This window comes from Streptomyces sp. NPDC006512 (assembly GCF_040611935.1).
Taxonomy (GTDB): domain Bacteria; phylum Actinomycetota; class Actinomycetes; order Streptomycetales; family Streptomycetaceae; genus Streptomyces.
The window spans coordinates 1-25,365 of the sequence record NZ_JBEXPG010000021.1 but is presented as its reverse complement, the minus strand read 5'-3'; the positions used below and the strand labels follow the sequence as shown (position 1 = coordinate 25,365).

The 25,365-nt window shown below is 72.7% G+C and carries 11 protein-coding genes; 8 read left to right on the top strand and 3 right to left on the bottom strand.

The features are described 5' to 3' along the window. Window positions 1-18: 18 nt before the first annotated feature. Window positions 19-1,512, bottom strand: coding sequence for an amino acid decarboxylase (locus tag ABZZ17_RS16570; protein WP_356876497.1), 1,494 nt, complete (start codon window positions 1,510-1,512; stop codon window positions 19-21). Window positions 1,513-1,585: 73 nt separating this feature from the next. On the opposite strand from ABZZ17_RS16570, the gene ABZZ17_RS16565 reads away from it, so the two are divergent. From ABZZ17_RS16565 to ABZZ17_RS16550, 4 genes are all read left to right on the top strand, one after another. Further along, complete coding sequence (locus ABZZ17_RS16565) at window positions 1,586-2,506, top strand: LysR family transcriptional regulator (RefSeq protein WP_356876495.1); 921 nt, start codon at window positions 1,586-1,588, stop codon at window positions 2,504-2,506. A gap of 118 nt (window positions 2,507-2,624) precedes the next feature. Next, a complete protein-coding gene (locus tag ABZZ17_RS16560; protein WP_356876493.1) occupies window positions 2,625-3,404 on the top strand; it encodes a crotonase/enoyl-CoA hydratase family protein in 780 nt (259 codons plus the stop codon). 471 nt (window positions 3,405-3,875) lie between these two features. Further along, window positions 3,876-4,634 (top strand): alpha/beta fold hydrolase, encoded by a 759-nt coding sequence (locus tag ABZZ17_RS16555; RefSeq protein WP_356876491.1) that lies wholly within the window; start codon window positions 3,876-3,878, stop codon window positions 4,632-4,634. 249 nt (window positions 4,635-4,883) lie between these two features. Then, window positions 4,884-7,775: an AAA family ATPase gene (locus tag ABZZ17_RS16550; protein WP_356876489.1), complete on the top strand. Its 2,892-nt coding sequence runs from the start codon at window positions 4,884-4,886 to the stop codon at window positions 7,773-7,775. A 54-nt stretch (window positions 7,776-7,829) separates the two neighbouring features. Here the strand turns inward: ABZZ17_RS16550 and ABZZ17_RS16545 are convergent, their stop codons facing one another. Together ABZZ17_RS16545 and ABZZ17_RS16540 are read right to left on the bottom strand one after the other, a co-directional pair. After that, entirely contained in the window at window positions 7,830-8,435 is a 606-nt protein-coding gene (locus tag ABZZ17_RS16545) for a response regulator transcription factor (protein ID WP_356876672.1), read from the bottom strand. Between the two features lie 19 nt (window positions 8,436-8,454). After that, window positions 8,455-9,753, bottom strand: a complete 1,299-nt coding sequence (locus ABZZ17_RS16540) for a sensor histidine kinase (protein ID WP_356876487.1) — start codon at window positions 9,751-9,753, stop codon at window positions 8,455-8,457. A 167-nt stretch (window positions 9,754-9,920) separates the two neighbouring features. Between ABZZ17_RS16540 and ABZZ17_RS16535 the strand changes: the two genes are divergently transcribed. The 4 genes from ABZZ17_RS16535 to ABZZ17_RS16520 form a co-directional block, all read left to right on the top strand. Continuing rightward, on the top strand, window positions 9,921-10,541 hold the full coding sequence (locus tag ABZZ17_RS16535; protein ID WP_356876485.1) for a hypothetical protein: 621 nt from the start codon (window positions 9,921-9,923) through the stop codon (window positions 10,539-10,541). 67 nt (window positions 10,542-10,608) lie between these two features. Beyond that, window positions 10,609-11,109 carry a PH domain-containing protein gene (locus ABZZ17_RS16530; RefSeq protein ID WP_356876483.1) on the top strand — a complete coding sequence of 167 codons (501 nt, stop codon included), beginning with the start codon at window positions 10,609-10,611 and terminating at the stop codon, window positions 11,107-11,109. Continuing rightward, window positions 11,106-12,665, top strand: a complete 1,560-nt coding sequence (locus ABZZ17_RS16525; protein ID WP_356876481.1) for a PH domain-containing protein — start codon at window positions 11,106-11,108, stop codon at window positions 12,663-12,665. Before ABZZ17_RS16530 ends, ABZZ17_RS16525 begins: the two co-directional genes overlap by 4 nt. Before the next feature lie 328 nt (window positions 12,666-12,993). After that, window positions 12,994-25,365 (top strand): type I polyketide synthase (locus ABZZ17_RS16520; protein ID WP_356876479.1); only part of this gene is annotated, 12,372 nt, incomplete at its 3' end.

Genomic DNA, 25,365 nt, shown 5'->3' with positions numbered 1-25,365 from the left:
GATCAACTTGGTTCCGCGTCAGGGCGACACGACGCGCAGACGGGACACGGCGGCGTCCACGGCCCCGCGCACGTGGCCCCCCGGGGCGGCGGCCGTCCGGCGCAGGAACTCGACGGTCTCGGCCGTGATGACCTCGCCGGGCAGCACGTTCGGGATGCCCGGCGGGTACGCGGCCAGCGTGTCGGCGCTGACCCGCCCGACGGCCTCCCGCGCGGGCACCACACGGGCCGGGCTGAGGAACGCCTCGCGGGCCGTGAGCCGGGCCGGGCCCGGACGCGGCAGCGGCAGCGGGGCCGGTCCGGGGGCGCCGGAGCGGGCGAGCGGCGCGGGCAGCCGGTGCAGTGCCTCGACGAAGCGGTCGGTGTCCGGGGCCGACCCGGCACCCAGCACGGCGACGACCGCCGCGTCGGTGGCGACCTCGACCATGACCCGGTGGTCGCGGAACAGCAGCCGCCGGGCCTCGTGCCCCGTGATGCCGCCGGCGCGCGTGCCGATGGCGATCCGCAGCGGATCGGCGGCGGTGACGTCGGGGAACGCGGTGAACCCGTCGCTGACCACCTCGAAGCGGCCCAGCGCCCGCAGCACGCCCCGCACCTTGTCCGCCGCCTCGATCGAGCCGGTGATCCGGTCGGCGCCCGCGACGAGCGCGCGGCGGGCGAGGTCCAGGGAACCGGTCAGCAGGGCGCTCGCGCTGGTCGACTGCACCAGCCGGAAGGCCCGCTCCACGAGCGGTTCCAGCAGGTCCGCGAACGGCCCGTCGCCCAGGTGCAGCATCGCCGACTGCGTCAGGCTCCCGGCCAGCTTGTGCGTACTGGAGGTCACCAGGTCCGCGCCGAGCGACAGCGCCCCCGCGGGCAGCGCGGGATGGAAACCGAAGTGGGAGCCCCACGCCTCGTCGACGATCAGGGGGACCCCGGCGGCGTGCGCGGCGTCGGCGATGGCGCGCACGTCGGCCACCGCCCCGAAGTAGCTCGGGGAGACGATGTACACGGCCGCCGCGTCCGGTGTCCGCGCGAGCACCGCCGCCACGTCGGCGGCCGTCACCCCGTGGGCGATGCCCTGCACGGGGTCGACCGACGGCTGGACGAAGGCGGCGTCCAGCCCGGACAGCACCAGCCCGTCGACGACGCTGGAGTGCACACTGCGCTGCACCACCAGGGTCCGCCCCAGGGCGGGAGCGACCATCGAGGCGATCTGGTTGCCCTGCGAGGCCCCGTTCGTCAGGAACCAGGTGCGCCGCGCCCCCCAGGCCCGGGCGGCCAGGGCCAGCGCCTCGTCCAGCGGGGTGTCCGACCCGAGGTCGATGCCGTCGAGCAGCGGAGGGAAGTCCAGGTCCGTGACCCGGGACCCGAACCAGCCGGCGAGGTCCGAACCGGGGGCGGCCGCGTGCCCGGGCACGTTCAGGCGCAGCCAGTCCCGCCCCGCCTGCGCCAGGAGGGCCTCGGCGTACGGGGCGCGCGCCTGATCGGGAGCGGGGGAGCGGCCGGGGGGAGGGGCGGTTCGCGTCTTCACCCGGCGAGCGTGACACTCCGGCCACCCATCGAGGAAGGGTGGACTTTTCTGTACCCCTCCATACCCTGTCTATATGCTCGAGGTACGTCATCTCCAGGTGCTCCGCTCCATCGCCCAGGAGGGCTCGCTCGCCGGCGCCGCCCGCGCCCTGCACTACAGCCAGCCCACGATCACCCACCACCTGGCCGCCCTGGAGAGCCACTTCGACGCCCGCCTCGTCACGCGCGGCCCGCGCGGCGCCACGCTCACCGAACTCGGCGAAGCACTGCTGCCCCACGCCGAGGCCGTGCTGGAGCGCCTGCGCCACGCCGAACTGGAGGTCCGTGACCTCGCCGAGCGCGGCACCCGCACCCTCCACATCGGCACCTTCCCCACCGCGGGCGCCCTGCTGCTGGCACCAGCCGTCAAACGCCTCCACCAGCAGGGCGTCCACATCTCCCTCACCGAAGGCGAACTCCCCCGGCTGCTGAGGGGACTGCGGGCCCGCGAACTCCAGGCCGCCCTCGTCTTCTCCCAGCCCGGTGACCGCCTCGACCTGGACGACGCCTTCGAACTCCACCCCCTCCTGGCCGATCCGCTCCTCCTCGTCATGCCCCGGGACCACCCCTGCGCGGCCCTGGACCGGGTCCCGCTCACGGCGCTGCGCGACACCGCGTGGGTGGGCGCCGCCGACCCCCACGACCCCTGCGACCGCGTGCTGACCTGGGCCTGCGCCCAGCAGGGCTTCGAACCGGTCCACGCCATGCGCACCGACGACTACGCCGTCGTCCAGGGCCTCGTGGCCGCCGGCACGGGCGTCGCCCTCGTGCCCCGGCTCGCCCTCGGAGCCCCCCACCCCGACCTGGCCGTACGTCCCGTGGCCGGGCCCGAGCTCGCCCGCGAGATCAGCGTCGCCGTCCTCCGCTCCACCGCGGCCCGCAGCGCCCGCGAAGTGGTCTCGGCGCTCCAGGAGCAGGCCGCGCTGGTCACCGGCCGCTGGGCCGGTACGGGCTGAGGCGCGGCCCGCCGGGAAGCCGCCTGCCGTCTCCGCACCCGGGAGCGTCACCCGCGAGTAACGTGACGGCCGGACACGGACACGGGCCCGGTGCGCGGGCGAGCGGGAGGGGTGCGGGGTGGACGAGAAGTCGGCCGTGCGGATCGAGCGGGACGGCCCGGTGTTCACGGTGGTGCTGAGCCGGCCGGAGGTCCGCAACGCCGTCGACGGCCCCACGGCGTCCCAACTGGCCGAGGCGTTCCGTACGTTCGAGGCCGACGACGGCGCGGCCGTCGCCGTGCTCTGGGGCGAGGGCGGGACGTTCTGCGCCGGCGCCGATCTCAAGGCCGTCGGGACCGCACGCGGCAACCAGGTGCTGGAGACCGGGGACGGCCCGATGGGACCCACCCGGATGCGGCTGGGCAAGCCCGTCATCGCGGCGGTCGCGGGACACGCCGTCGCCGGCGGCCTGGAGCTGGCCCTGTGGTGCGACCTGCGGGTCGCGGAGGAGGACGCGGTCTTCGGGGTGTTCTGCCGGCGCTGGGGCGTCCCGCTCGTGGACGGCGGTACGGTGCGGCTGCCGCGACTCATCGGGGAGAGCCGGGCCATGGACATGATCCTCACCGGCCGGGCGGTCGACGCCGCCGAGGCGTACGCCATCGGACTCGCCAACCGGCTGGTGCCGCCGGGCCGGGCCCGCCACGCGGCGGAGGAGCTGGCCCGGCAGATCGCGGGGTTCCCCCAGCTGTGCCTGCGCCACGACCGGCTCTCCGTCCGGGAGCAGCACGGCCTGAGCGAGCCGGAGGCGCTGGCCGTCGAGTTCCGGCACGGCGCGGTTCCGCTCGGGGCCGGCGAGACGCAGTCGGGAGCCGACCGGTTCGCGTCCGGGGCGGGCCGGCACGGTTCGTTCGAGGACTGAACGGGGCTCCCCGCCCGTCGGCCCGAGGCCGGGAGGCGGGGGTGCGACACCAGCCGAAACCCCTAACCGGAACCCCGAACCTGGCCGGAACTTGAGGTTCGCTCAAGGATCGGTAGATGACCGAAAACGGTTGGGTCCGGGGGCCGTTGACGCGCCCGGCCGGTCGGGCGCGGGCGGTCGCGGCGGACCGGGCAGGAGGCCCCGCATTCCCTGATTTCCGGGCCATGGCATGCGATCCGGGCCTGCTTTCCGGTGAGTACCGGACCCTAGGGCATCGGCGTGGAGAACGCCCATCCGGATCCCGGCGAGCGAAGATTTTCGGCCGGGGTAGGGGTGCAATGTAGGGGTACTGACCCCATTGGGGCTCTGCTAAACATGGTGACAACGGAACGCGTGTACGGAAGTGGTGAAAAGGTTCGGACCACCGAACCGGCGGCCGCGTCCGGACCGGAACACGGAGTTTTCATCCCCTTGAGCGATAAACAAAATGCCGACGCCTGGGTCCGCCGCTATCACGCCGCGGACGAAAGCCCGATCCGGCTGGTCTGCCTGCCCCACGCCGGCGGATCCGCCTCCTTCTACTTCCCCATGGCCCAGGCACTCGCCCCGGCCGTGGACGTCCTCTCCGTGCAGTACCCCGGACGCCAAGACCGCCGGCACGAGCCCGGGATCACGGACATCCACGTCTACGCCGACGCGCTGACCAGCGCACTCGTGCCCTGGCTGGACCGGCCCCTGGCCCTGTTCGGCCACAGCATGGGCGCCGTCCTCGCCTTCGAGGTGACGCGCAGGCTGGAACGCGACCACGGCATCAGCCCCGTCCGCGTCTTCGCGTCGGGACGCCGCTCGCCGTCGAGTTTCCGCCACGAAACCGTGCACCTGCGCGATGACGACGGCATCGTGGCCGAAATGCGGGAACTCAGCGGGACCGACGCCTCGATTCTCGGAAACGAGGAGATCCTCCGCATGGTGCTTCCCGCCATTCGGAGCGACTACACCGCGATCGAGAACTACCGGGCCGCGTCCGACGACACGGTGAAGGCCCCCATCACCGTGCTCACCGGCGAGTCCGACCCCCGCACCAGCCGGGAGGAAGCCGAAGCCTGGGAAGGGCACACCAGCGGCGGATTCGACATCCACCGTTTCCCGGGCGGCCATTTCTTCCTGGCCCGGCAACAAGCCCAGATCCTGAAGATCGTCTCCGAGGAGCTCGCGGCGGCCACCCGCTAGGGACACGACCCAGGGACACGACCCAGGCGCACGCCCGCCGCGCCGGCCGCACGACCAACGGCCCGCAGGCGACGAACGGACGAGACGGGTACCGAGGCCGGGCCGGACGCCCTCCCCGCACGGAGGGAACCGGACCCCGCCCGCCCCGGAACCGCCCCGCCCCCGCCCGACGGAGCGCGGGGCGGCGCGAGGAGGCGCGACACAGTGCAGTTCAGGGCAAGTTCAGGCAGCCCGGGGGAAGGAAACGCAGTGGCGGCGACGCTGATCGAGCGTGAAAAGCAGTGGGACACCCTCAACGACCTGCTCGGCAGCGCCCGTCGGGGCCGAGGGCGCGTCGCCGTCATCAGCGGACCGATCGCGGGCGGCAAGACGACGCTGCTGGAACACTTCACCGAAGCGGCCCTCTCCGAAGGGGCACTGGTCCTGGAGGCCGCCGGATCCCGGGCGGAGCGCTACCTGCCCTTCGGCATCCTGCGCCGCCTGCTCGACACGACCGCACCCCTGGACCCCGCGGTCCACGCCGAGACCACCGCACTGCTCGACGGCGCCGGCGCGCAGGCCCTGGAAGCCGGGGACCGGGGGGACGCCGACGGCGCCGTCGAGGCGGGCATGCGGGTCCTGCCCCACGTCTGCGCCGCGCTCCTGCGGATCGCCCGGGAACGCACCCTCGTCATCGCCGTCGACGACGTCCACCACGGGGACGAACTCTCCCGCGCCTTCCTGCTGTGCCTGGCCCGCCGGGTCCGGCAGGCCGGAGTCCTGATCGTCCTCACCGAGGCCGTGCGGCTGCTGCCCGCCCAGCTCGCCTTCCACGCCGAACTGCAACGCCAGCCCAACTGCACCAGCATCCGGCTGCCCCTGCTCAGCGCGGACGGCACCGGACGCCTGCTGGCCGGCCGCTTCTCCACCGCCGCCGCCCAGCGCCTGTCCGCCGACTGCCAGCAGACCACCGGCGGGAACCCGCTGCTGGTCAAGGCCCTGCTGGAGGACGGCCTCGCGGCCCTCGGAGACAGCGAACCGTTCCAGCCGCTCGTCCCCGCCGAGACCTTCGAACGCGCCGTACTGGACTGCCTCCACCGGGGCGACCCCCAGATGCTGGCGGTCGCCCGGGGCATCGCCGTCCTCGGTGACGCCGACCGGCCCGCCCTCCTCAGCCGCATCACCGACGTCCACGTCAAGTCCGCCGAACTGGCCGTCCAGGACCTGGAGCGGTGCGGCGTCATGCGCGACGGCGCCTTCCGCGACACGGCCACCCGCGACGCCGTACTGGCCGCCGCCCCCACCGGGGCCCTGTCCGCGCTCCACCAGCGCGCCGCGCGCCTGCTGCACCAGGACGGAGCGGCCGCCCTCGACGTCGCCCGCCACCTCCTGGCCGCCCGCAAGCAGGTCGAGGACTGGGCGATCCCCGTCCTCCAGCAGGCCGCCGAGTACGCCCTCGTCGAGGACGACCCCGAACTCGCCCTGCGCTGCGGGGAACTGGCCGTCGCCTCCAGCCCCGAAGGACCCCGCCGCACCGCTCTGAAGTCCCGCCTGGTGAGCATCGTCTGGCGCAGCAGCCCGGTCGCCGCCGAGGGCCATCTGCGCCAGCTCTCCCGGGAGTTCGCCGCGGGCCGGCTCACCGACCGGGACCTCCTCCACGCCGTGACCTGCCTCGCCTGGATGGGGGAGGCCCGGCAGGCGGGAGCGGCCGTACGCCGCCTCCAGGACGCCGCCCGGCAGGCCCGCGACACGGGGCAGCCCCTCGCCTACGACCCCGGCACCCTCGCCGCCGCACAGAGCTGGCTCTCGCTCGTCAGCCCCGCGGTCGGGGAGGCGTTCACCACCACCGGCGCGCCGTACGGCACCCGCCCCGCCGCCCCGCGCACACCGGGCGCCGCACCGGCCGACGCCGGCGACACCGCCCCCTACGCCATGCCCGACGACGCCCACGTCCCCGCCGTCGAGGCCATGCGGACCGCGCTGCGCGGCGGGCAGGGCGAAGCGGCCGTCTCCGCGGCCACCCGGGTCCTGCAGCGCTACCACCTCAGCGACCACACCCTCACGCCCCTCGTCTTCGCCGTACTGGCCCTCGTCTACGCGGGCCGCCTCGACCTCGCGCTCACCTGGACCGACCGGCTCCTCGGCGAATGCTCCGCCCGCAACGCGCCCACCTGGCAGGCGGCCCTCGGGGCGGTCCGCGCCGAGGTGGCCCTGCGCCAGGGCGACCTGCCGGGTGCGGCCGCCCAGGCCCGTCAGGCCATGTCCCTGATATCCGTGCAGAGCTGGGGCGTCGGCATCGCGATGCCGCTGGCCATCCTCATCGAGGCCGAGACCCAGATGGGCAACCTCGAAGAGGCGATGGGCCTGCTGGAACAGCCGGTGCCCGACACCATGCTGGAGACCCAGATCGGGCTCCACTACCTGCGGGCCCGGGGCCGCTGCCACCTCGCCGCGGGCCGCTACCACGCCGCCCTGCGCGACTTCCTCACCTGCGGGGAACTGATGCAGGCCTGGGGCATGGACGCCGTGGAGCTCGCGCCGTGGCGGCTCGACGCCGCCGAGGCGTGGCTGGCCATCGGCAACGTCCCGAGGGCCCGCGAGTACGTCGAACAGCAGAAGCAGCGCGAGGCGGGCCCGGCCGGCAGCCGGCCGCGCGGATCCCTGCTGTTCGCACTCGCCCTGACCAGCGGAGACCTCACGTACCGGCTGAAGCGGCTCACCGAAGCCGTGGAACTCCTCGAAGAACACGAGGACCGGCTCCAACTCGCCCGCGCACTAGGGGAGTTGGGCAGCTGCTACCGCGCGGCCGGGGACTTCAACCGGGCCCGGATGCTCGTACGCAAGGCCTGGCACGTCGCCAAGTCCTGCGGGGCGCAGCCGCTGTGCCAGCAGTTCACGCCGGGGCAGGGCGACGGCGAACCCGTCGTCACCGGACGCGAGGCCGAACCGCCCAAGGAGGCCGAGGCGCTGTCCGAGGCCGAGGCGCGCGTGGCGCTCCTCGCGGCCCGCGGTCACACCAACCGGGAGATCGCCACCAAGCTGTACGTGACCGTCTCCACCGTCGAACAGCACCTGACCCGGATCTACCGCAAGCTGAAGGTCAAACGGCGCCGGGACCTGCCCGCGCAGCTGTGGGACCTGAGCCTGCCCGGCATCGCCTGAGCGGGGGTGCCGGGCAGCCGCCCGGCACCCCCGCCCCGGACGGCGGGCCCGGCCTCAGGACAGCAGGCCCCGCTCCAGGGCCGTGATCACCGCCGCCGTGCGGTCGGACACCGACAGCTTCTTGAATGACCTCAGCAGGTGCGTCTTCACCGTCGCCTCGCTGATGAACAGCCGCCGCCCGATGTCCGCGTTGGTCATGCCCTGCCTGACCAGCTGGAGCACCTCGCGCTCCCGCTCGGACAGCACCGGCGTCTCCACCACCCGCGCCCGGAACAGCTTCGGTGCCAGCGACGGCGTCAGCACCGTCTCCCCGCGCGCCGCCGCCTTCACCGCGTTGACGAGCTCCTCACGGGAGCTGCCCTTCAGCAGGTAGCCCGCCGCGCCCGCCTCCACCGCGCGCAGGATGTCGGCGTCGTCCTCGTACGTGGTCACGATGACCACCTTGGTACGCGGCGACTCCCGCAGGATGTGCCCGGTCGCGGCCACCCCGTCCATACCGCCCATCCGCAGGTCGAGCAGGACGATGTCGGGCTTCAGCCGGGCGGCCTGCAGCACCGCTTCCTCACCGGAACCGGCCTGCCCCACCACCGTGATGCCCGCGTCGAGCTCCAGCATGGCGCTCAGGCCCTCCCGGACCACCGGATGGTCGTCGACCAGCATCACCCCGATCGGTCCGCGCTCACTCACCGGCCGACTCCCCTGCCACGGGGCCCAGCGGCACCGTCACCTCGATGACCGTGCCCGCCCCAGGGCTGCTGCTGACCTCTGCCATTCCGCCGATCTCCTCCACCCGGGCGCGCATCCCGCGCAGCCCGAAACCGTTCCGTTCGCCGTCCGGCCCGCCGTCCCGCACCTCGTCCGGGCCGTCCTGCGGCTCCGGGAGGTCCGTACGGAAGCCCGCGCCGTCATCGCGGACCACGAGCCGTACCGCGTCCGGCGCGTACGCCACCAGCACCTCCACCCTACGGGCGTGCCGCGCGTGCTTGCGCACGTTGGCGAAGGCCTCCTGCGCCGAGCGGAGCAGCACCACGCTGACCGCCATCGGCAGCGGCCGTTCCGCACCCCGGGCCGTGCACCGCACGGTGAGCCCCGTCTCCTCCATCAGCAGGTCGGCCTGCCGGCGTACGGCCTGCACCAGCGAGCTCTCCCGGAGCGCCGGCGGGGTGAGCGCGGAGACGAACCCGCGGGCCTCGGCCAGGCTGTCCTGGGCGACCCGCCCGGCCAGCCCGAGGCGGCTGCGCGCCCGCTCGGGGTTGTCCACCACCTCCGACTCCGCCGCCTGCACCAGGCTGATGATGCTGGTCAGGCTCTGCGCCAGGGTGTCGTGGATCTCCCGGGCGAGGCGTTCGCGCTCGGCCGAGATGCCGGCCTGGTGCGACAGCCGGGCCTCGCGCTCCCGGCTGCGCCGCAGTTCGTTGATCAGCTCGCCCCGGTCGGCGCTCTGCCGCACCACCCGGGTGATCCACACGCCGAGCAGCACCGACAGGGCGATGCCCAGCAGGGAGATGGGCAGCACCCCCAGGATGTGGGGGTCGAACTCCCCGCCCCGCAGCCACACCACCGTCACCGGCCACAGGTTGGCCAGGACCACCAGCACGATCGCGGGCGGCATCGACAGGCTCATCATGAGCATGGGGACGACCGCGAACAGCGCGAAGGAACCCGCGAAGTCGAGCAGACTGGACGACCCGAACAGCACGAAGAGCCCGACGGAGAACACGATGTTCCGCCGGCCCGTCGTCCGGTGGATCATCAGCCTGCGGCCGAGACCCGCGTACCAGGGCACGATCAGCGTCAGCGCGCCGATGGCGAACGCCCGGTGCACCTGGTCCTCGTCGGAGGTGAAGAGCAGGATGACGGTGACGAGGTAGGAGATCGCGAAGTAGCCGTCCCACAGACCGAACCAGCGGCTCCCCGAGTCGGGGCCGTAGTTCGCGGCCGACCGCGGAACCTCCCCCTCCTGTGTGTGTATGTGCACGTGACCAGTCCTACCACGACTCGAGCCCGTGTCCGTCGATCGGTTGACAGCCGGTCCCACCGATCAGTCGGCACCGGGGTCCGCCCACCCGCCCTACTTTGGACACAGCGGCGAGGAGAGCCGCGAGAAGGATTCCGAAGGAAGCGGGAAAGGGCGGGTTCGGGCACGTGGGTCAGTTCACGACGGCACTCATCACCAGCGGATCGCTCCTGGCCGTCATCCTCGCGACCGACTCCGGCAACCGGCGCATCACCCCCCTGAGGATCGCCGCCCCCACACTGGTGGCCGTCCTCGTCATCGGAGTCTGCGTACACTCCTTCCCGACGGCCGGCAACGACACGTCGCTGCACCTCGCCGGCATCGGCGCGGGGGGCATCTGCGGACTCGTCGCGGGCTCCCTGCTCTCCGCACACCGGGACCCTGCGGGGGACATCCGCAGCACCGGCGGACCGGGCCACGCGGCCGTCTGGGTCCTCCTCCTCGGAGCCCAGATCCTCTTCGCCTACGGCTGCGAGCACTGGTTCGGTGCCCGCATGACCCGGTTCACCACCGACTACCAGCTCAGTGGCAGCGAGGTCCTCGTGAGCTCGCTCGCCCTGACGTCGCTGTCGATGGTCTTGGCCCGGACGGCGGTCCTGCTGTCCAGGCTCCGCGCCGTACGGGCCGCGACGGCACCCGCCACCGACGTACCCGACACCGACCCACCGGCCCCCGGCCGGAACGGCGGGCGGCCGGACGGCGGAGCCCGGCGGACGGCGAACAGCGCAAGGGCGACGGGCGGGGAGTGAACCGACAGTGATGCGACACGAGTTGACCGGCGAAGACGCGACATCGTTCAGGAACCAGGGTGAGGCAGTGCCAGACAACGAAGAACTGAGGCTCCGTCCGCCTCGCAACCGGGTCGAGAGCCGGGCGATCGGCTGGTGGACCCTCCAGTCCTCCCTGTTCGCCCTCCCGCTCCCGCTCGTGTTCGGGGTGCTCTACCTCACCATCCCGCCGGCGCGGTTCGTCTTCGGCTGGCTCTTCCTCGCCGCCCTCGTCCCCGGGCTCCTCTACATGGGCATCATGCCCATCTGGCGCTACCGGGTGCACCGCTGGGAGACCACCGACGAGGCCGTCTACGCCGCCTCCGGATGGCTCTGGCAGCGGTGGCGGGTCGTCCCCCTCTCCCGCATCCAGACCGTCGACATGCTCCGCGGCCCCCTCCAGCAGATGTTCAGGCTCTCCGGCGTCACCGTCACCAGCGCCTCCTCCGCCGGCGCCGTGAAGATCAAGGGACTCGACCACCGGATCGCCACCGAACTCGTCGAACACCTCACCAGGTCCACCCAGGCCGTACCGGGAGACGCGACGTGACGGCCGACACCGCGGTACGCAGCCACGGGAACCCCGCCCCGGACGACGCCTGGGGCCGGCTCAACCCACGCCTCTTCCTCGTCAACCTGAGCGTCGTGGCCACCCCGCTGGCCATGTTCGCCGCCACCTCCCTCATCAACGGCGGCGAGTTCAACCTCCAGGTCCTGATCACCCTCGGCTCGTTCCTCATCACCTGCCTCGTCATCGCCGGCATCAGCCTGATGCGGCTCATCACCACCCGGTACCGCATCACCGAGGACCGGATGGAGGTGCACAAGGGCAAGTTCTTCCGCAGCCAGCGCTCGGTGCCCGTCGACCGCATCCGCAGCGTCGACCTCACCGCCAACCCCCTCCACCGCCTCTTCGGCCTCACCTCCCTGAAGATCGGCACCGGCGACCAGGGCTCCACCGACGGAGGCCTCTCCCTGGACGGCCTCAGCGTCCGCGACGCCACCGCGCTCCGCGGCCGGCTGACCGAACTCCGCCGGACCCGCCGCGGCCTGACGCACACCACCGACGACACCGATGCCGCCATAGCCGAACTCGACTGGGCGTGGCTGCGGTACGCACCCCTCACCCTCTGGGGCGTCGGCGGTGTCTTCATCGCCGTCGGCAGCACCTACCGCACCCTGCACGAGCTGAAGATCGACCCGCTGGAACTCGGCATCGTCAAGGACATCGAGGCCCGCTTCGGCTCCGTACCGCTCTGGTACGGCCTGCTGGTCACCCTCGCCGTCATCATCCTGATCGGTGTCCTCGGATCGACGGCCACCTTCATCGAGGGCTGGGGCGGCTACCGCCTCGACCGCGAAGAAGCCGGCATGCTCCGCGTCCGCCGCGGCCTCCTCATCACCCGCTCCGTCAGCATCGAGGAACAACGGCTGCGCGGCGCCGAAGTGGCCGAACCGCTGCTGCTGCGCTGGGCCGGAGGCGCCCGCGTCAAGGCCGTCGCCAGCGGCCTCGGCGACGCCGACGAGAACAGCAGCCGCAGCCGCCTCACCCCGCCCGTACCGATGGCCGTGGCCCGCCGGATCGCCGCGGACGTCCTGGGCGAAACCACCTCCCCGACGGTCGAAGCCACCCTCGCACCGCACCCCCGCGCCGCCCTGCGCCGCAGGATCAACCGCGCCCTGATCTGGACCGTCCTGATCGCCGCCCCCTTCGTCGGCCTCGGCCTGTGGCTCACGCCCGCACTCGTCCACACCGGCTGGATCACCGCCCTGATCCTGCTGCCCGCGGGCCTGGCCCTCGCCCACGACGCCTACCGCAACCTCGGCCACGCCCTCCACGGCCGCTACCTGGTCACCCGCGCGGGCACCTTCACCCGCCGCACCGTCGCCTTCCACCGGGACGGCGTCATCGGCTGGTCGATCACCCGCTCCGTCTTCCAGCGCCGCGCGGACCTGCTCACCCTGGGCGCCGCCACCGCCTCCGGCAACGGCGTCTACAAGATCCGCGACGTACGCGTCTCGGACGGCCTCGCCCTCGCCGAAGAGGCCGTACCCGGCATCCTCGCCCCGTTCATCGAACGGACCCCGCGCACCACCCCCCGATAGACCAACTGGCGAACCCCCGGGAAGCGGAGGGACGGTCCTGACGACCGTCCCTCCGCTTCTGTTCGCCCGCCCGGTTGGCCGCCCCGTTGGCCGGCCGCCCGCCCGCCCCGCCCGCCGGAATTCGGCAGACAAAAGCCCCCGTAATTGTTGCCATCGCGCGCACCCCGAGGGCATAGTGATTCAATCGCGCCCGCAGAATCAGGACGCATTCCCCACAGCCCCTCACCTAGGGGTCCATAGGGGATTGTTAGGGGTTTCTGCGGCAGCCCCCCCGTGCCAAGGTCATCTCTGGTCTTAGGTTTCTCTGCACGGAGTGATGGAGCGCGCGATGTTGAACGAGTCCCAGGATTTCGCAGCCGAAACCGACGGCTCCTCCCAGGCCGGCGGAATCCAGGACCGCACCGCCGGCGCCGCCCCCACCGACACCCCCGACGGGTGGCGCGAGCGCCTGGCCGGCCTCACCGAGAACGAACAGCGCACCGCACTCCTCGACTGGGTCGCCGCACTGGTCACCGCGGCCCTGCGCGACGCCGCACCCGCCACCCTCGACCCGGACCGCTCCTTCCTCGACCTGGGCTTCGACTCGCTCGCCGCCGTCGACCTGCACGCCCGGCTCGTCGCCGGCACCGGCCTGCGCCTTCCCGTCACCCTGGCCTTCGACCACCCCACCCCCACCCGCCTCGCCCACCGCGTCCACGCCCTGCTCCTGGGCCTGACCACCCCGGCCGAGGAACCCGTCGCAGCCGCCGTCAGCAGCGACGAACCGATCGCCATCGTCGGCATAGGCTGCCGGTTCCCCGGCGACGTACATTCCCCCGAAGCCCTCTGGGACCTCGTCGCCACCGGCACCGACGCCATTTCCGCATTCCCCACCGGACGCGGCTGGAACCTCGACTCCCTTTACGACCCCGACCCCGACCGGGCCGGCACCACCTACGCCCGCGAAGGCGGATTCCTCCACGACGCCGACCAATTCGACGCCGCGTTCTTCGGAATATCCCCGCGCGAAGCACTCGCCATGGACCCCCAGCAGCGCATCCTCCTGGAAACCTCCTGGGAAGCATTCGACCGGGCCGGCATCACCCCCACCGGACTCCGCGGCGACCGCGTCGGCGTATTCGTCGGCGCCGAAACCCAGGAATACGGCCCCCGCCTCGAAGAAGCCACCGACGGATTCGAGGGCTACCTCGTCACCGGCAACGCCGCGAGCGTCGCCTCCGGCCGCATCGCCTACACCTTCGGCTTCGAAGGCCCCACCGTCACCGTCGACACGGCCTGCTCCTCCTCACTCGCCGCACTGCACCTCGCCGTCCAGGCCCTGCGCAGCGGCGAATGCACCCTCGCCCTCGCCGGCGGCATCGCGATCATGGCGAGCCCCGGCTCGTTCGTCTCCTTCAGCCGCCAGCGCGGCCTCGCCCCCGACGGCCGCTGCAAGCCCTTCGCCGCCGCCGCCGACGGAACCGCCTGGGGCGAAGGCGCCGGCATGCTCCTCGTCGAACGGCTCTCCGACGCACGCGCCAACGGCCACCGCGTCCTCGCCGTCGTCCGCGGCACCGCCATCAACCAGGACGGCGCCAGCAACGGCCTGACCGCCCCCAGCGGCCCCGCCCAGCAGCGCGTCATCCGCCAGGCACTCGCCAACGCCGGCCTGACGCCCGCCGACGTGGACGCGGTCGAAGCACACGGCACGGGCACCACCCTCGGCGACCCGATCGAAGCACAGGCCCTCCTCGCCACGTACGGCCAGGACCGGCCGCAGGACCGGCCGCTGTGGCTGGGCTCCCTGAAGTCGAACATCGGCCACACCCAGGCCGCCGCCGGCGTCGCCGGCATCATCAAGATGGTCATGGCCATGCAGCACGAGGTGCTGCCCCGCACCCTGCACGTCGACGCCCCGACCCCCCACGTCGACTGGGAGGCCGGAGCCGTCTCCCTCCTCACCGAAGCCGTCGACTGGCCGGCGTCCCCCACCCCGCGCCGCGCGGGCATCTCCTCCTTCGGCATGAGCGGCACCAACGCCCACGCCATCATCGAAGAACCCCCGGCCGAAGACCGCCAGGACGACACGGCCGCCCTGCCCGACACGGACCTGCCCGGCTACGAAACCGGACCGCTGCCCTGGACCCTCTCCGCCAAGACCCCCGAAGCCCTGCGCGCCGCCGCCCGCCGCCTCGGCGACTGGCTCGACACCCACCCGCACACCACCCCCCACGACATCGGCCACTCCCTCGCCGTCACCCGGGACCGCTTCGAACAGCGGGCCGTCGTCCTCGGCCAGGACCGCACCGCCCTCCAGCACGCCCTGCACGCCCTCGCCGACGGAGCCGACACACCCGCCGTCATCCACGGCACCCCCACCGCCGGACGCCTCGCCGTCCTCTTCACCGGCCAGGGCAGCCAACGCCTCGGCATGGGCCGCGAACTGTACGACACCTACCCGGTGTTCGCCGACGCCCTCGACAACGCCTCCTGGTACCTCGACGAACAACTCGAACACCCCCTCCTCGACGTCCTGTTCGCCGACGACGACACCCCCGAAGCCGCCCTCCTCCACCAGACCGCCTACACCCAGCCCGCACTGTTCGCCCTGGAGGTGGCACTCTTCCGGCTCGTCGAGTCCTGGGGCGTACGGCCCGCATTCGTCGCCGGCCACTCCGTGGGCGAGATCGCCGCCGCGCACATCGCCGGCGTGTTCACGCTGGAGGACGCGTGCGCACTGGTCGCCGCACGCGGCCGGCTCATGCAGGCCCTGCCCGCCGGTGGCGTCATGACCGCCGTACAGGCGTCGGAGGACGAGGTCCTGCCGCTGCTCACCGACCGGGTGAGCATCGCCGCCGTCAACGGCCCGACGTCCGTCGTGGTGGCCGGCGACGAGGACGCCGTGGCCGCAGTCGCCCGGGAACTCGAAACCCGGGGCCGCAAGACCAAGCGGCTGACGGTCAGCCATGCCTTCCACTCGCCCCACATGGACGCCATGCTGGCCGAGTTCCGCCGGGTCGCGCAGGTCGTGGAGTACGGCACGCCCACCCTGCCCGTCGTCTCCCTCCTCACCGGCACCACGGCCACCGCCGCCGAACTCGCCACCCCCGAACACTGGGTCCGCCACGTCCGCGACGCCGTACGGTTCCTCGACGGCGTACGCACCCTCCGCACACGCGGAGCCGACTCCTTCCTCGAACTCGGCCCCGACCCCGTCCTCACGGCCATGGCACAGGACTGCCTGAGCACCGACCCGCAGCCCACCACCCCGCCCGTGTTCACCGCCGCGCTGCGCTCCGGCCGCCCCGAGGCCGCCACGCTCGTCGACGCCGTCGCGCGGATGTTCGTCCGCGGCGTGGACGTGGACTGGGCCCCCTTCTTCGCCGGCACGGGCGCCGCACGGGTCGAACTGCCGACGTACGCCTTCCAGCGGCAGCGGTACTGGATGAACGCCCGCACCCCGGCCGCAGAGTCGGCCACGACACCCGCACACCACACCGACCCCGCCGACAGCGAGTTCTGGGACGCGGTCGAACACCAGGACGTGGCCGCCCTCGCCGCCACCCTCGAACTGGACGCGTCCGGCGAACAGCCGCTGAGCGAGGTCGTCCCCGCCCTCTCGGCGTGGCGCCGCCGCGTACGGACCCAGTCGGAGATCGACGGCTGGCGCTACCGGGTGTCGTGGACCCCGCTCACGGATGTCACCGCCTCGGGTGCGCGACTGTCCGGGGCGTGGCTGGTCGTGTCCCCGGCCGGGGTGGACGACGTGGCCGTCGTGGACGCCCTGGCCGGCTGTGGTGCCGAGGTTCGACGGGTGGCCGTCGAGCCGGGTACGGATCGTGCGGGGCTGGCCGAGCTGCTGGTGGCTGCCGGTTCGGTGGCGGGTGTGGTGTCTCTGCTGGCCTTGGATGAGGCCGCTGGGGTTGTGGCGTCGGCTGTTCTGGTGCAGGCGTTGGGTGATGCCGGGGTGGAGGCGCCGTTGTGGTGCCTGACGCGTGGTGCGGTGAGTGTGGGCCGGTCGGATCGTCTGGTGTCTGCGGTGCAGGCTCAGGTGTGGGGTCTGGGCCGGGTTGCGGCTCTGGAGGCTCCCGGCCGGTGGGGTGGTCTGGTCGATCTGCCTGAGGTGTGGGACGGGCGGGCCATGGCTCGTCTGGTCGGGGTGCTGGGGGGTTCTGCCGCTGGTGAGGATCAGGTCGCTGTTCGTTCTTCCGGTGTGTTCGGGCGTCGTCTGGTCCGTGCGGCCGGGGCCTCCGGCTCCTGGGTGCCGTCGGGGACGGTGCTGGTGACCGGTGGTACGGGTGCGCTGGGTGGTCGGGTGGCTCGTTGGCTGGCCGGGGCTGGGGCCGAGCGGCTGGTGCTGACCAGCCGCCGGGGCTCGGAGGCTCCTGGTGCTGCCGAGCTGGTGGCGGAGCTGGCTGGGCAGGGTGTGGAGGTGTCGGTCGTCGCTTGTGACGTCTCCGACCGTGATGCCCTGCGGACGCTGCTGGCCGCCGAGGCCGCCGGGCTCACGGCGGTCGTGCACACGGCTGGTGTGCTGGATGACGGTGTGCTCGACGCGTTGACGCCGGAGCGGTTCGAGAGCGTGCTGCGGGCGAAGGCGACGTCCGCTCTCAATCTGCACGAGCTGACCGTTGAACTGGGCATCGAGTTGTCGGCGTTCGTGTTGTTCTCGTCGATGAGCGGGACGGTTGGTGCGGCTGGTCAGGCCAACTACGCTGCCGCGAACGCCTATCTGGATGCGCTGGCTGAGCAGCGGCGTGCCGCCGGGCTGGCCGCGACCTCGCTCGCGTGGGGTCCGTGGGCCGAGGGCGGCATGGCCGCTGACGAGGCGATGGACGCGCGGATGCGGCGCGAAGGCGTGCCGCCGATGGCCCCCGACGCCGCGATCGCCGCGCTCGTACAGGCCGTTGGCGCCGACGCCGCCGCCCTGACCGTCGCGGACATCAGCTGGGACCGGTTCGCGACCGTCGTGGCGGCCGGCCGCCGCAACCCGTCGGTCGCCGACCTCGCCACCACCGGCGGGTCCGGACACGACACCCCGGCCGCCGGTCACGGGACCGTGGTGACGGGTGCCGACGTCGCGGGCGCCGCGTTCGCGAAGCTGGCCGAGCTCCCGCGGGCCGAGCAGGAGCGGGAGCTCCTCAGCCTGGTGCGGACGCACGTCGCCGCCGTCCTCGGACACGACGGCTCGGACTCCGTCGGTGCCGAACGCGCCTTCAAGGAGCTCGGCTTCGACTCCCTGACCGCCGTCGACCTGCGCAACCGCCTCGGCGCGGCCACCGCGCTGCGCCTCCCCACCACCCTCGTGTACGACTACCCGACCTCGTCGGCCCTCGCGGAATTCCTGCGCGGGGAACTGGTGGGCCGTGCGCCGGCAGCGGACGCATCAACCCGCGCGGCGGTCGCCGACGACGACGATCCGATCGCGATCGTCGCGATGACCTGCCGTTTCCCCGGCGGCGTACAGAGCCCCGAAGCACTCTGGCAGCTGCTCGCGCAGGGCACGGACGCCGTCGCCGGGTTCCCGTCGGACCGCGGCTGGGACCTGGACCGCCTCTACGACGCGGACCCGGCCCGGCCCGGCACCTCGTACACGCGCGAAGGCGGCTTCCTGTACGACGTCGCGGACTTCGACGCCGACTTCTTCGGGATCTCGCCGCGCGAGGCCCTGGCCATGGACCCGCAGCAGCGGCTCCTCCTGGAGACCTCGTGGGAGGCGTTCGAGCGGGCGGGCATCGACCCCTCGTCGCTGCGCGGCAGCCGGGCCGGTGTCTTCGTCGGAACCAACGGCCAGGACTACCTCTCCCTGGTCGCGGGCGAAGCCGACGGCCTCGAAGGCCATGTGGCCACGGGCAACGCGGCGAGCGTCGTCTCCGGTCGCCTCTCCTACGTCTTCGGGCTCGAAGGGCCGGCGATCACGGTCGACACGGCCTGCTCGTCGTCGCTCGTCGCCCTCCACCTGGCGGTACAGGCGCTGCGGCAGGGCGAATGCTCCATGGCGCTCGCCGGTGGCGTGACCGTCATGTCCACCCCCGATGCCTTCATCGACTTCAGCCGTCAGCGGGGACTGGCGGAGGACGGCCGGATCAAGGCCTTCGCCGCCGGCGCGGACGGTACGGGCTGGGGTGAGGGTGTCGGCATGCTGCTCGTGGAGCGGCTGTCGGACGCCCGCCGCAACGGACACCCGGTCCTGGCGGTGGTGCGGGGTTCTGCGATCAACCAGGACGGTGCGAGCAACGGCCTGACGGCTCCGAACGGTCCGTCGCAGCAGCGGGTCATCCGCCAGGCCCTGGCGAGTGCCGGGCTGTCGGCCGCCGAGGTGGACGCGGTGGAGGCGCACGGTACGGGCACGCGGCTCGGGGACCCGATCGAGGCGCAGGCGTTGCTGGCGACGTACGGGCAGGAGCGGCCGGAGGACCAGCCGCTGCTGCTGGGTTCCGTGAAGTCGAACATCGGGCACACGCAGGCCGCGGCCGGTGTCGCCGGGATCATCAAGATGGTCATGGCGATGCGGGAGGGGGTGCTTCCGCAGACGCTTCACGTGGACGAGCCGACCCCGCACGTGGACTGGTCGGCGGGGGAGATCGCTCTGCTGACCGAGCAGCGTGCCTGGCCGGAGACCGGCCGTCCGCGACGGGCCGGCATCTCCTCGTTCGGCCTGAGTGGCACCAACGCCCACACGATCATCGAAGAGGCCCCGCTCGCGGACGAGGCGACGGCACCGGGTCACGACCGCGGTGCCGGTGCCGGTGCCGGTGCTCCGGTCCTGCCGTTCGTCGTCACCGGTAAGAACGCCGCCGCCGTGCGAGCCCAGGCCGAGCAGCTCGTCGCGTGGCTGGCCGAGAACCCGCAGGCCGCTACCGCCGACATCGCGTACGCGCTCGCCGCCGGACGCTCCACGTTCGAAACACGGGCCGTTCTCGTCGCGGAAGCGACGAACCGTGATGCGCTGACGGCCGGCCTGCGCGGCCTCACCGCCGGCGAGCAGGTGCCGGGGCTGGTCCAGGACACCGTCTCGGGCGGCGGGCTGGCCTTCCTGTTCACGGGACAGGGCAGCCAGCGGCTGGGGATGGGTCGCGAACTCCACGACACCTACCCGGTGTTCGCGGACACGCTGGACGCGGTCTGCGCCCGGATGGACGCCCACCTCGAACTGCCCCTGAAGGACGTACTTTTCGCCGCGCCTGACTCGGACCTGCTGGACGAGACGGGGTTCACCCAGCCCGCGCTGTTCGCCGTCGAGGTGGCGTTGTTCCGGCTCGTGGAGAGCTGGGGCGTGAAGCCGGACTTCCTGTCCGGGCATTCGATCGGTGAGATCACGGCCGCGCACGTGGCGGGTGTGCTGACCCTCGACGACGCGTGTGCGCTGGTCGCGGCCCGTGGACGCCTGATGCAGGAGCTGCCCGCCGGTGGCGCGATGGTCGCGCTGGAGGCCTCCGAGGACGAGGTCCTGCCGCTGCTGACCGACCGGGTGAGCATCGCCGCGGTCAACGGGCCGACGTCGGTCGTGGTCGCCGGCGACGAGGACGCCGTGAGCACGGTCGTGGACTCGTTCACCGACCGCAAAACCAAGCGGCTGACCGTGAGCCACGCCTTCCACTCCCCGCACATGGACGGGATGCTGGACGGCTTCCGCCGAGTGGTGGAGGGGCTCTCCTTCTCGGCCCCGACCCTTCCGGTGGTGTCGAACCTGACCGGTGCGCTGGTGTCGGACGAGATGGCGTCCGCGGACTTCTGGGTGCGGCACGTCCGCGAGGCGGTGCGGTTCCTCGACGGCATGCGCGCCCTGGAGGCAGCGGGGGTCACGACGTACCTCGAACTCGGCCCTGGTGGCGTGCTCTCGGCGATGGGCCAGCAGTGCGTGACGGGCGAAGGCGCCGTGTTCGTGCCGGCCCTGCGCAGTGACCGTTCCGAGGCGGAGACGGTCGTCACCGCTCTTGCCGTGGCGCATGTGCGGGGCGTGGAGACGGACTGGAGTTCCTTCTTCAGTTCCGTCTCCGAGGGCGCGGGCGTCGGGCGGGTGCAGCTGCCGACGTACGCCTTCCAGCGACAGCGCTTCTGGCCGGAGACGAACCTGTCTCACGGCGCCCCTGTCGCCGCCCCGGCGGTCGACGCGGTGGACGCCCGGTTCTGGGAAGCGGTGGAGCGCGGCGACCTCACGTCCCTGCTGGCCGAACTGGAGGTGGCCGACGACGCCCGCTTCAGCGAGCTCGTCCCCGCCCTGTCGGCATGGCGCCGGCAGAGCCAGGAGCAGGCGCAGGCCGACGGCTGGCGCTACCGGGTGTCGTGGAAGCCGCTCACGGCGGCGTCGACGCCGTCCGGCGTACTGGGTGGCGAGTGGGCCGTCGTCGTTCCGGCCACGGGGGAGGACGACCCGCAGACCGCAGCCGTGGTGGATGCGCTGGCCGGGCGCGGTGTGGAAGTTCGGCTCGTCGTGGTCGAGCCCGGCGCCGATCGTGCCGCGCTGGCCGGACTGCTCACCGGGGCGCGAGCCGTCTCCGGTGTGGTGTCCCTTCTTGCGCTGGACGAGTCCGCTGGGGTCGTGGCGACGGCTGGTTTGGTGCAGGCGTTGGGTGATGCCGGGGTGGAGGCGCCGTTGTGGTGCCTGACGCGTGGTGCGGTGAGTGTGGGCCGGTCCGACCGTCTGGTGTCCGCGGTGCAGGCCCAGGTGTGGGGGCTGGGCCGGGTTGCGGCTCTGGAGGCGCCTGGGCGTTGGGGTGGTCTGGTCGACCTGCCTGAGGTGTGGGATGAGCGGGCCATGGGCCGTCTGGTCGGGGTCCTGGCCGGCGGTTCTGGTGAGGATCAGGTCGCTGTTCGTTCTTCCGGTGTGTTCGGGCGTCGTCTGGTCCGGGCTGCCGGCGGTTCCGGCTCCTGGGCGCCGTCGGGGACGGTGCTGGTGACCGGTGGTACGGGTGCGCTGGGTGGTCGGGTGGCTCGTTGGCTGGCCGGGGCGGGTGCGGAGCGGCTGGTGCTGACCAGCCGCCGGGGCGCTGATGCTCCTGGTGCTGCCGAGCTGGTCGCGGAGCTGGCCGGGCAGGGTGTGGACGTGTCGGTCGTCGCTTGCGACGTCTCCGACCGGGATGCCCTGCGGACGTTGCTCGCGGCCGAAGCCACCGGGCTCACGGCGGTCGTGCACACGGCTGGTGTGCTGGACGACGGTGTGCTCGACGCGTTGACGCCGGAGCGGTTCGAGAGTGTGCTGCGGGCGAAGGCGACGCCCGCCCTGAACCTGCACGAGCTGACCGTCGAGCTGGGTATCGAGCTCTCCGCGTTCGTGCTGTTCTCGTCGATGAGCGGGACGGTCGGCGCGGCCGGACAGGCCAACTACGCCGCCGCCAACGCCTATTTGGATGCTCTGGCTGAGCAGCGGCGGGCCGCCGGGCTGGCCGCGACCTCGCTCGCGTGGGGGCCTTGGGCCGAGGGCGGCATGGCCGCCGACGAGGCGCTGGACGCCCGGATGCGCCGGGACGGTGTGCCCCCCATGGACGCGCAGCCGGCGATCCGTGCTCTCCGGCAGGCCGTTGGCGCCGACGACGGCTCCCTCACCATCGCCGACGTCGAATGGGAGCAGTACCTCTCCGGCCACACGGCCGTGCGCCCCAGCGAACTGTTCAGCGAGCTCGCCGAGGTACGCGCGATGCGTGCCGCGACATCCGCCCACACCCCGGCGGCCCCCTACGCGGACCGCCTGGGCACCCTCTCCGGCCGGCTGGCCGGGCTCGCGCCCGCCGAGCAGGCGCGCGAACTGCTCGCCCTGGTCCGTATGCACGTCGCCGCCGTCCTCGGGCACGGCAGCGCGGACGCGGTGGGCGCCGAACGGGCCTTCAAGGAGCTCGGCTTCGACTCCCTGACGGCCGTCGAGCTGCGCAACCGCCTGAGTGCGGCGACCGAACTGCGCCTGCCCGTCACCCTCGTCTACGACTACCCGACGTCCGCCGCGCTGGCCGGGCACCTCCGTGAGGAACTCGTCGGCAGTGTTCCCGTATCCGGTGCCATGCTGCCCGTCGCCGCGGCCGTCGACGGTGACCCGATCGCCATCGTGGCGATGAGCTGCCGCTTCCCCGGCGGCATCACGTCCCCCGAGGACCTGTGGCAGCTGCTCGCACGCGGTACGGACGCGGGAGCCGGGTTCCCGTCGGACCGCGGCTGGAACCTGGACCGCCTCTACAGCCCCGACCCCGACCAGCCCGGTACCTCGTACACCCGCGAAGGCGGATTCGTCACCGGAGCAGCGGAGTTCGACGCCGGCTTCTTCGGGATCTCGCCGCGCGAGGCCCTGGCGATGGACCCGCAGCAGCGGCTCCTCCTGGAGACGTCCTGGGAGGCGTTCGAGCGGGCCGGCATCGACCCGTCGTCGATGCGCGGCAGCCGGGCGGGTGTCTTCGTCGGCACCAACGGCCAGGACTACCTCTCCCTCGTCACCCGCGAACAGGACGGCCTCGAAGGCCACGTCGGCACGGGCAACGCGGGCAGCGTCATGTCCGGGCGAGTCTCGTACGTGTTCGGGCTCGAGGGCCCGGCGGTCACGGTCGACACGGCCTGCTCCTCGTCCCTGGTCGCGCTGCACTGGGCGATCCAGGCGCTGCGGGGCGGCGAGTGCGACATGGCACTGGCCGGCGGTGTCACCGTGATGTCGACGCCGGAGAACTTCATCGACTTCAGCCGTCAGCGGGGTCTGGCGGAGGACGGCCGGATCAAGGCGTTCGCCGCAGCGGCCGACGGTACGGGATGGGGTGAGGGCATTGGCATGCTGCTCGTGGAGCGGCTGTCGGACGCCCGCCGTAATGGGCATCCGGTGCTGGCGGTGGTGCGGGGTTCGGCGGTCAACCAGGACGGTGCGAGCAACGGTCTGACGGCTCCGAACGGTCCGTCGCAGCAGCGGGTCATCCGGGCCGCTCTCGCGAGTGCCGGGCTGTCGGCCGCCGAGGTGGACGCGGTGGAGGCGCACGGCACGGGTACCCGGCTCGGGGATCCGATCGAGGCGCAGGCGCTGCTGGCGACGTACGGGCAGGAGCGGCCGGAGGACCGGCCGCTGCTGCTGGGCTCGGTGAAGTCGAACATCGGTCACACGCAGGCCGCGGCCGGTGTCGCCGGGATCATCAAGATGGTCATGGCGATGCGGGAGGGGGTGCTTCCGCAGACGCTTCACGTGGACGAGCCGACCCCGCACGTGGACTGGTCGGCGGGGGAGATCGCCCTGCTGACCGAGCAGCGTGCCTGGCCGGAGACGGGCCGTCCGCGACGGGCTGGCATCTCCTCGTTCGGCATCAGTGGCACCAACGCCCACACGATCATCGAGCAGGCACCGGACGCCGAACCGTCGGCGGAGGCCGCCGCGCGGCCGACCGCACGACCGGCGCGCGTGCTCCCGTACCTCCTCTCGGGCAAGACCCGCGAAGCGCTCCGAGTCCAAGCAGCAGCCCTCAGCGCCCACTTGGACGCCGCCGAGAAGCGGGGAGAGGACCCGCTCGACGTGGCCTACTCCCTCGCCACGAGCCGCGCGCACCTCGACCACCGGGCGGCCGCCGTCCTGACCGTCGACCACACCACCCCGGACCTTCAGGAGCTGCGGGAGGCCCTGACCCGGCTCGCCACCGGCGAGTCCGCGCCCCGGACCACCACCGGCACGGCCGGTGAAGGCGGCACCGCCTTCCTGTTCACCGGTCAGGGCAGTCAGCGCATCGGGATGGGCCGTGAACTGTACGACGCCCACCCGGTGTTCGCGGACGCACTGGACGAGGTCTGCGCACACCTGGACGCGGTGCTCGACAGGCCGCTCAAGGAGGTGCTGTTCGGATCCGACGCTGATCGGCTGAACGAGACGGAGTACGCGCAGCCGGCGTTGTTCGCCGTCGAGGTCGCCCTGTTCCGTCTGGTGACGTCGTGGGGTGTGCGGCCGGACTTCCTGTCGGGTCATTCGGTCGGTGAGATCGCGGCCGCGCATGTGGCCGGGGTGTTCTCGCTGGACGACGCGTGCACGCTGGTCGCGGCGCGTGGTCGACTGATGCAGGCGCTGCCGACCGGTGGTGTGATGGTGGCGGTGGAGGCGTCGGAGGACGAGGTCCTGCCGCTGCTGACCGGCCGGGTGAGCATTGCCGCGGTCAACGGCCCGCGGTCGGTGGTCGTCGCCGGTGACGAGGACGCGGTGACCTCGGTCGCGGAGTCCTTCCCGGGCCGCAAGACGAAGCGGCTGGCGGTCAGCCACGCGTTCCATTCGCCGCACATGGACGGCATGTTGGACGACTTCCGCCAGGTCGTGGAAGGGCTTTCGTTCTCGGCGCCGCACGTTCCGGTGGTGTCGAACCTGACCGGTGCGCTGGTGTCGGACGAGATGGGTTCGGCGGAGTTCTGGGTCCGGCACGTCCGCGAGGCCGTGCGGTTCCTCGACGGTGTGCGCGCCCTTGAGGCCGCCGGCGTGACGACGTACGTCGAACTCGGCCCGGACGGGGTGCTGTCCGCGCTCGCTCAGGACTGCGTCGAGCAGGACGCCGCCTTCATCCCCGTCCTGCGTACCGGTCGTTCGGAGGACGAGTCCCTCGTCACCGGCCTCGTCCAGGTCCACGCCCGCGGAGTCACCGTCGACTGGGCGGCATTCTTCGCTGGTTCGGGTGCCCGTCGTGTCGATTTGCCGACGTACGCGTTCCAGCGGCAGCGGTACTGGCCCGGCGCGGCCGCGTTCGCCACGGGGGATCCGGAGGCGATCGGGCTCGGTGACGCGGGT

Bases quoted from the DNA above. Each gene is read 5' to 3' on its own strand.
- ABZZ17_RS16565 (WP_356876495.1), top strand. From the start codon at position 1,586: ATGCTCGAGGTACGTCATCTCCAGGTGCTCCGCTCCATCGCCCAGGAG.
- ABZZ17_RS16545 (WP_356876672.1), bottom strand. From the start codon at position 8,435: ATGCTGGTCGACGACCATCCGGTGGTCCGGGAGGGCCTGAGCGCCATG.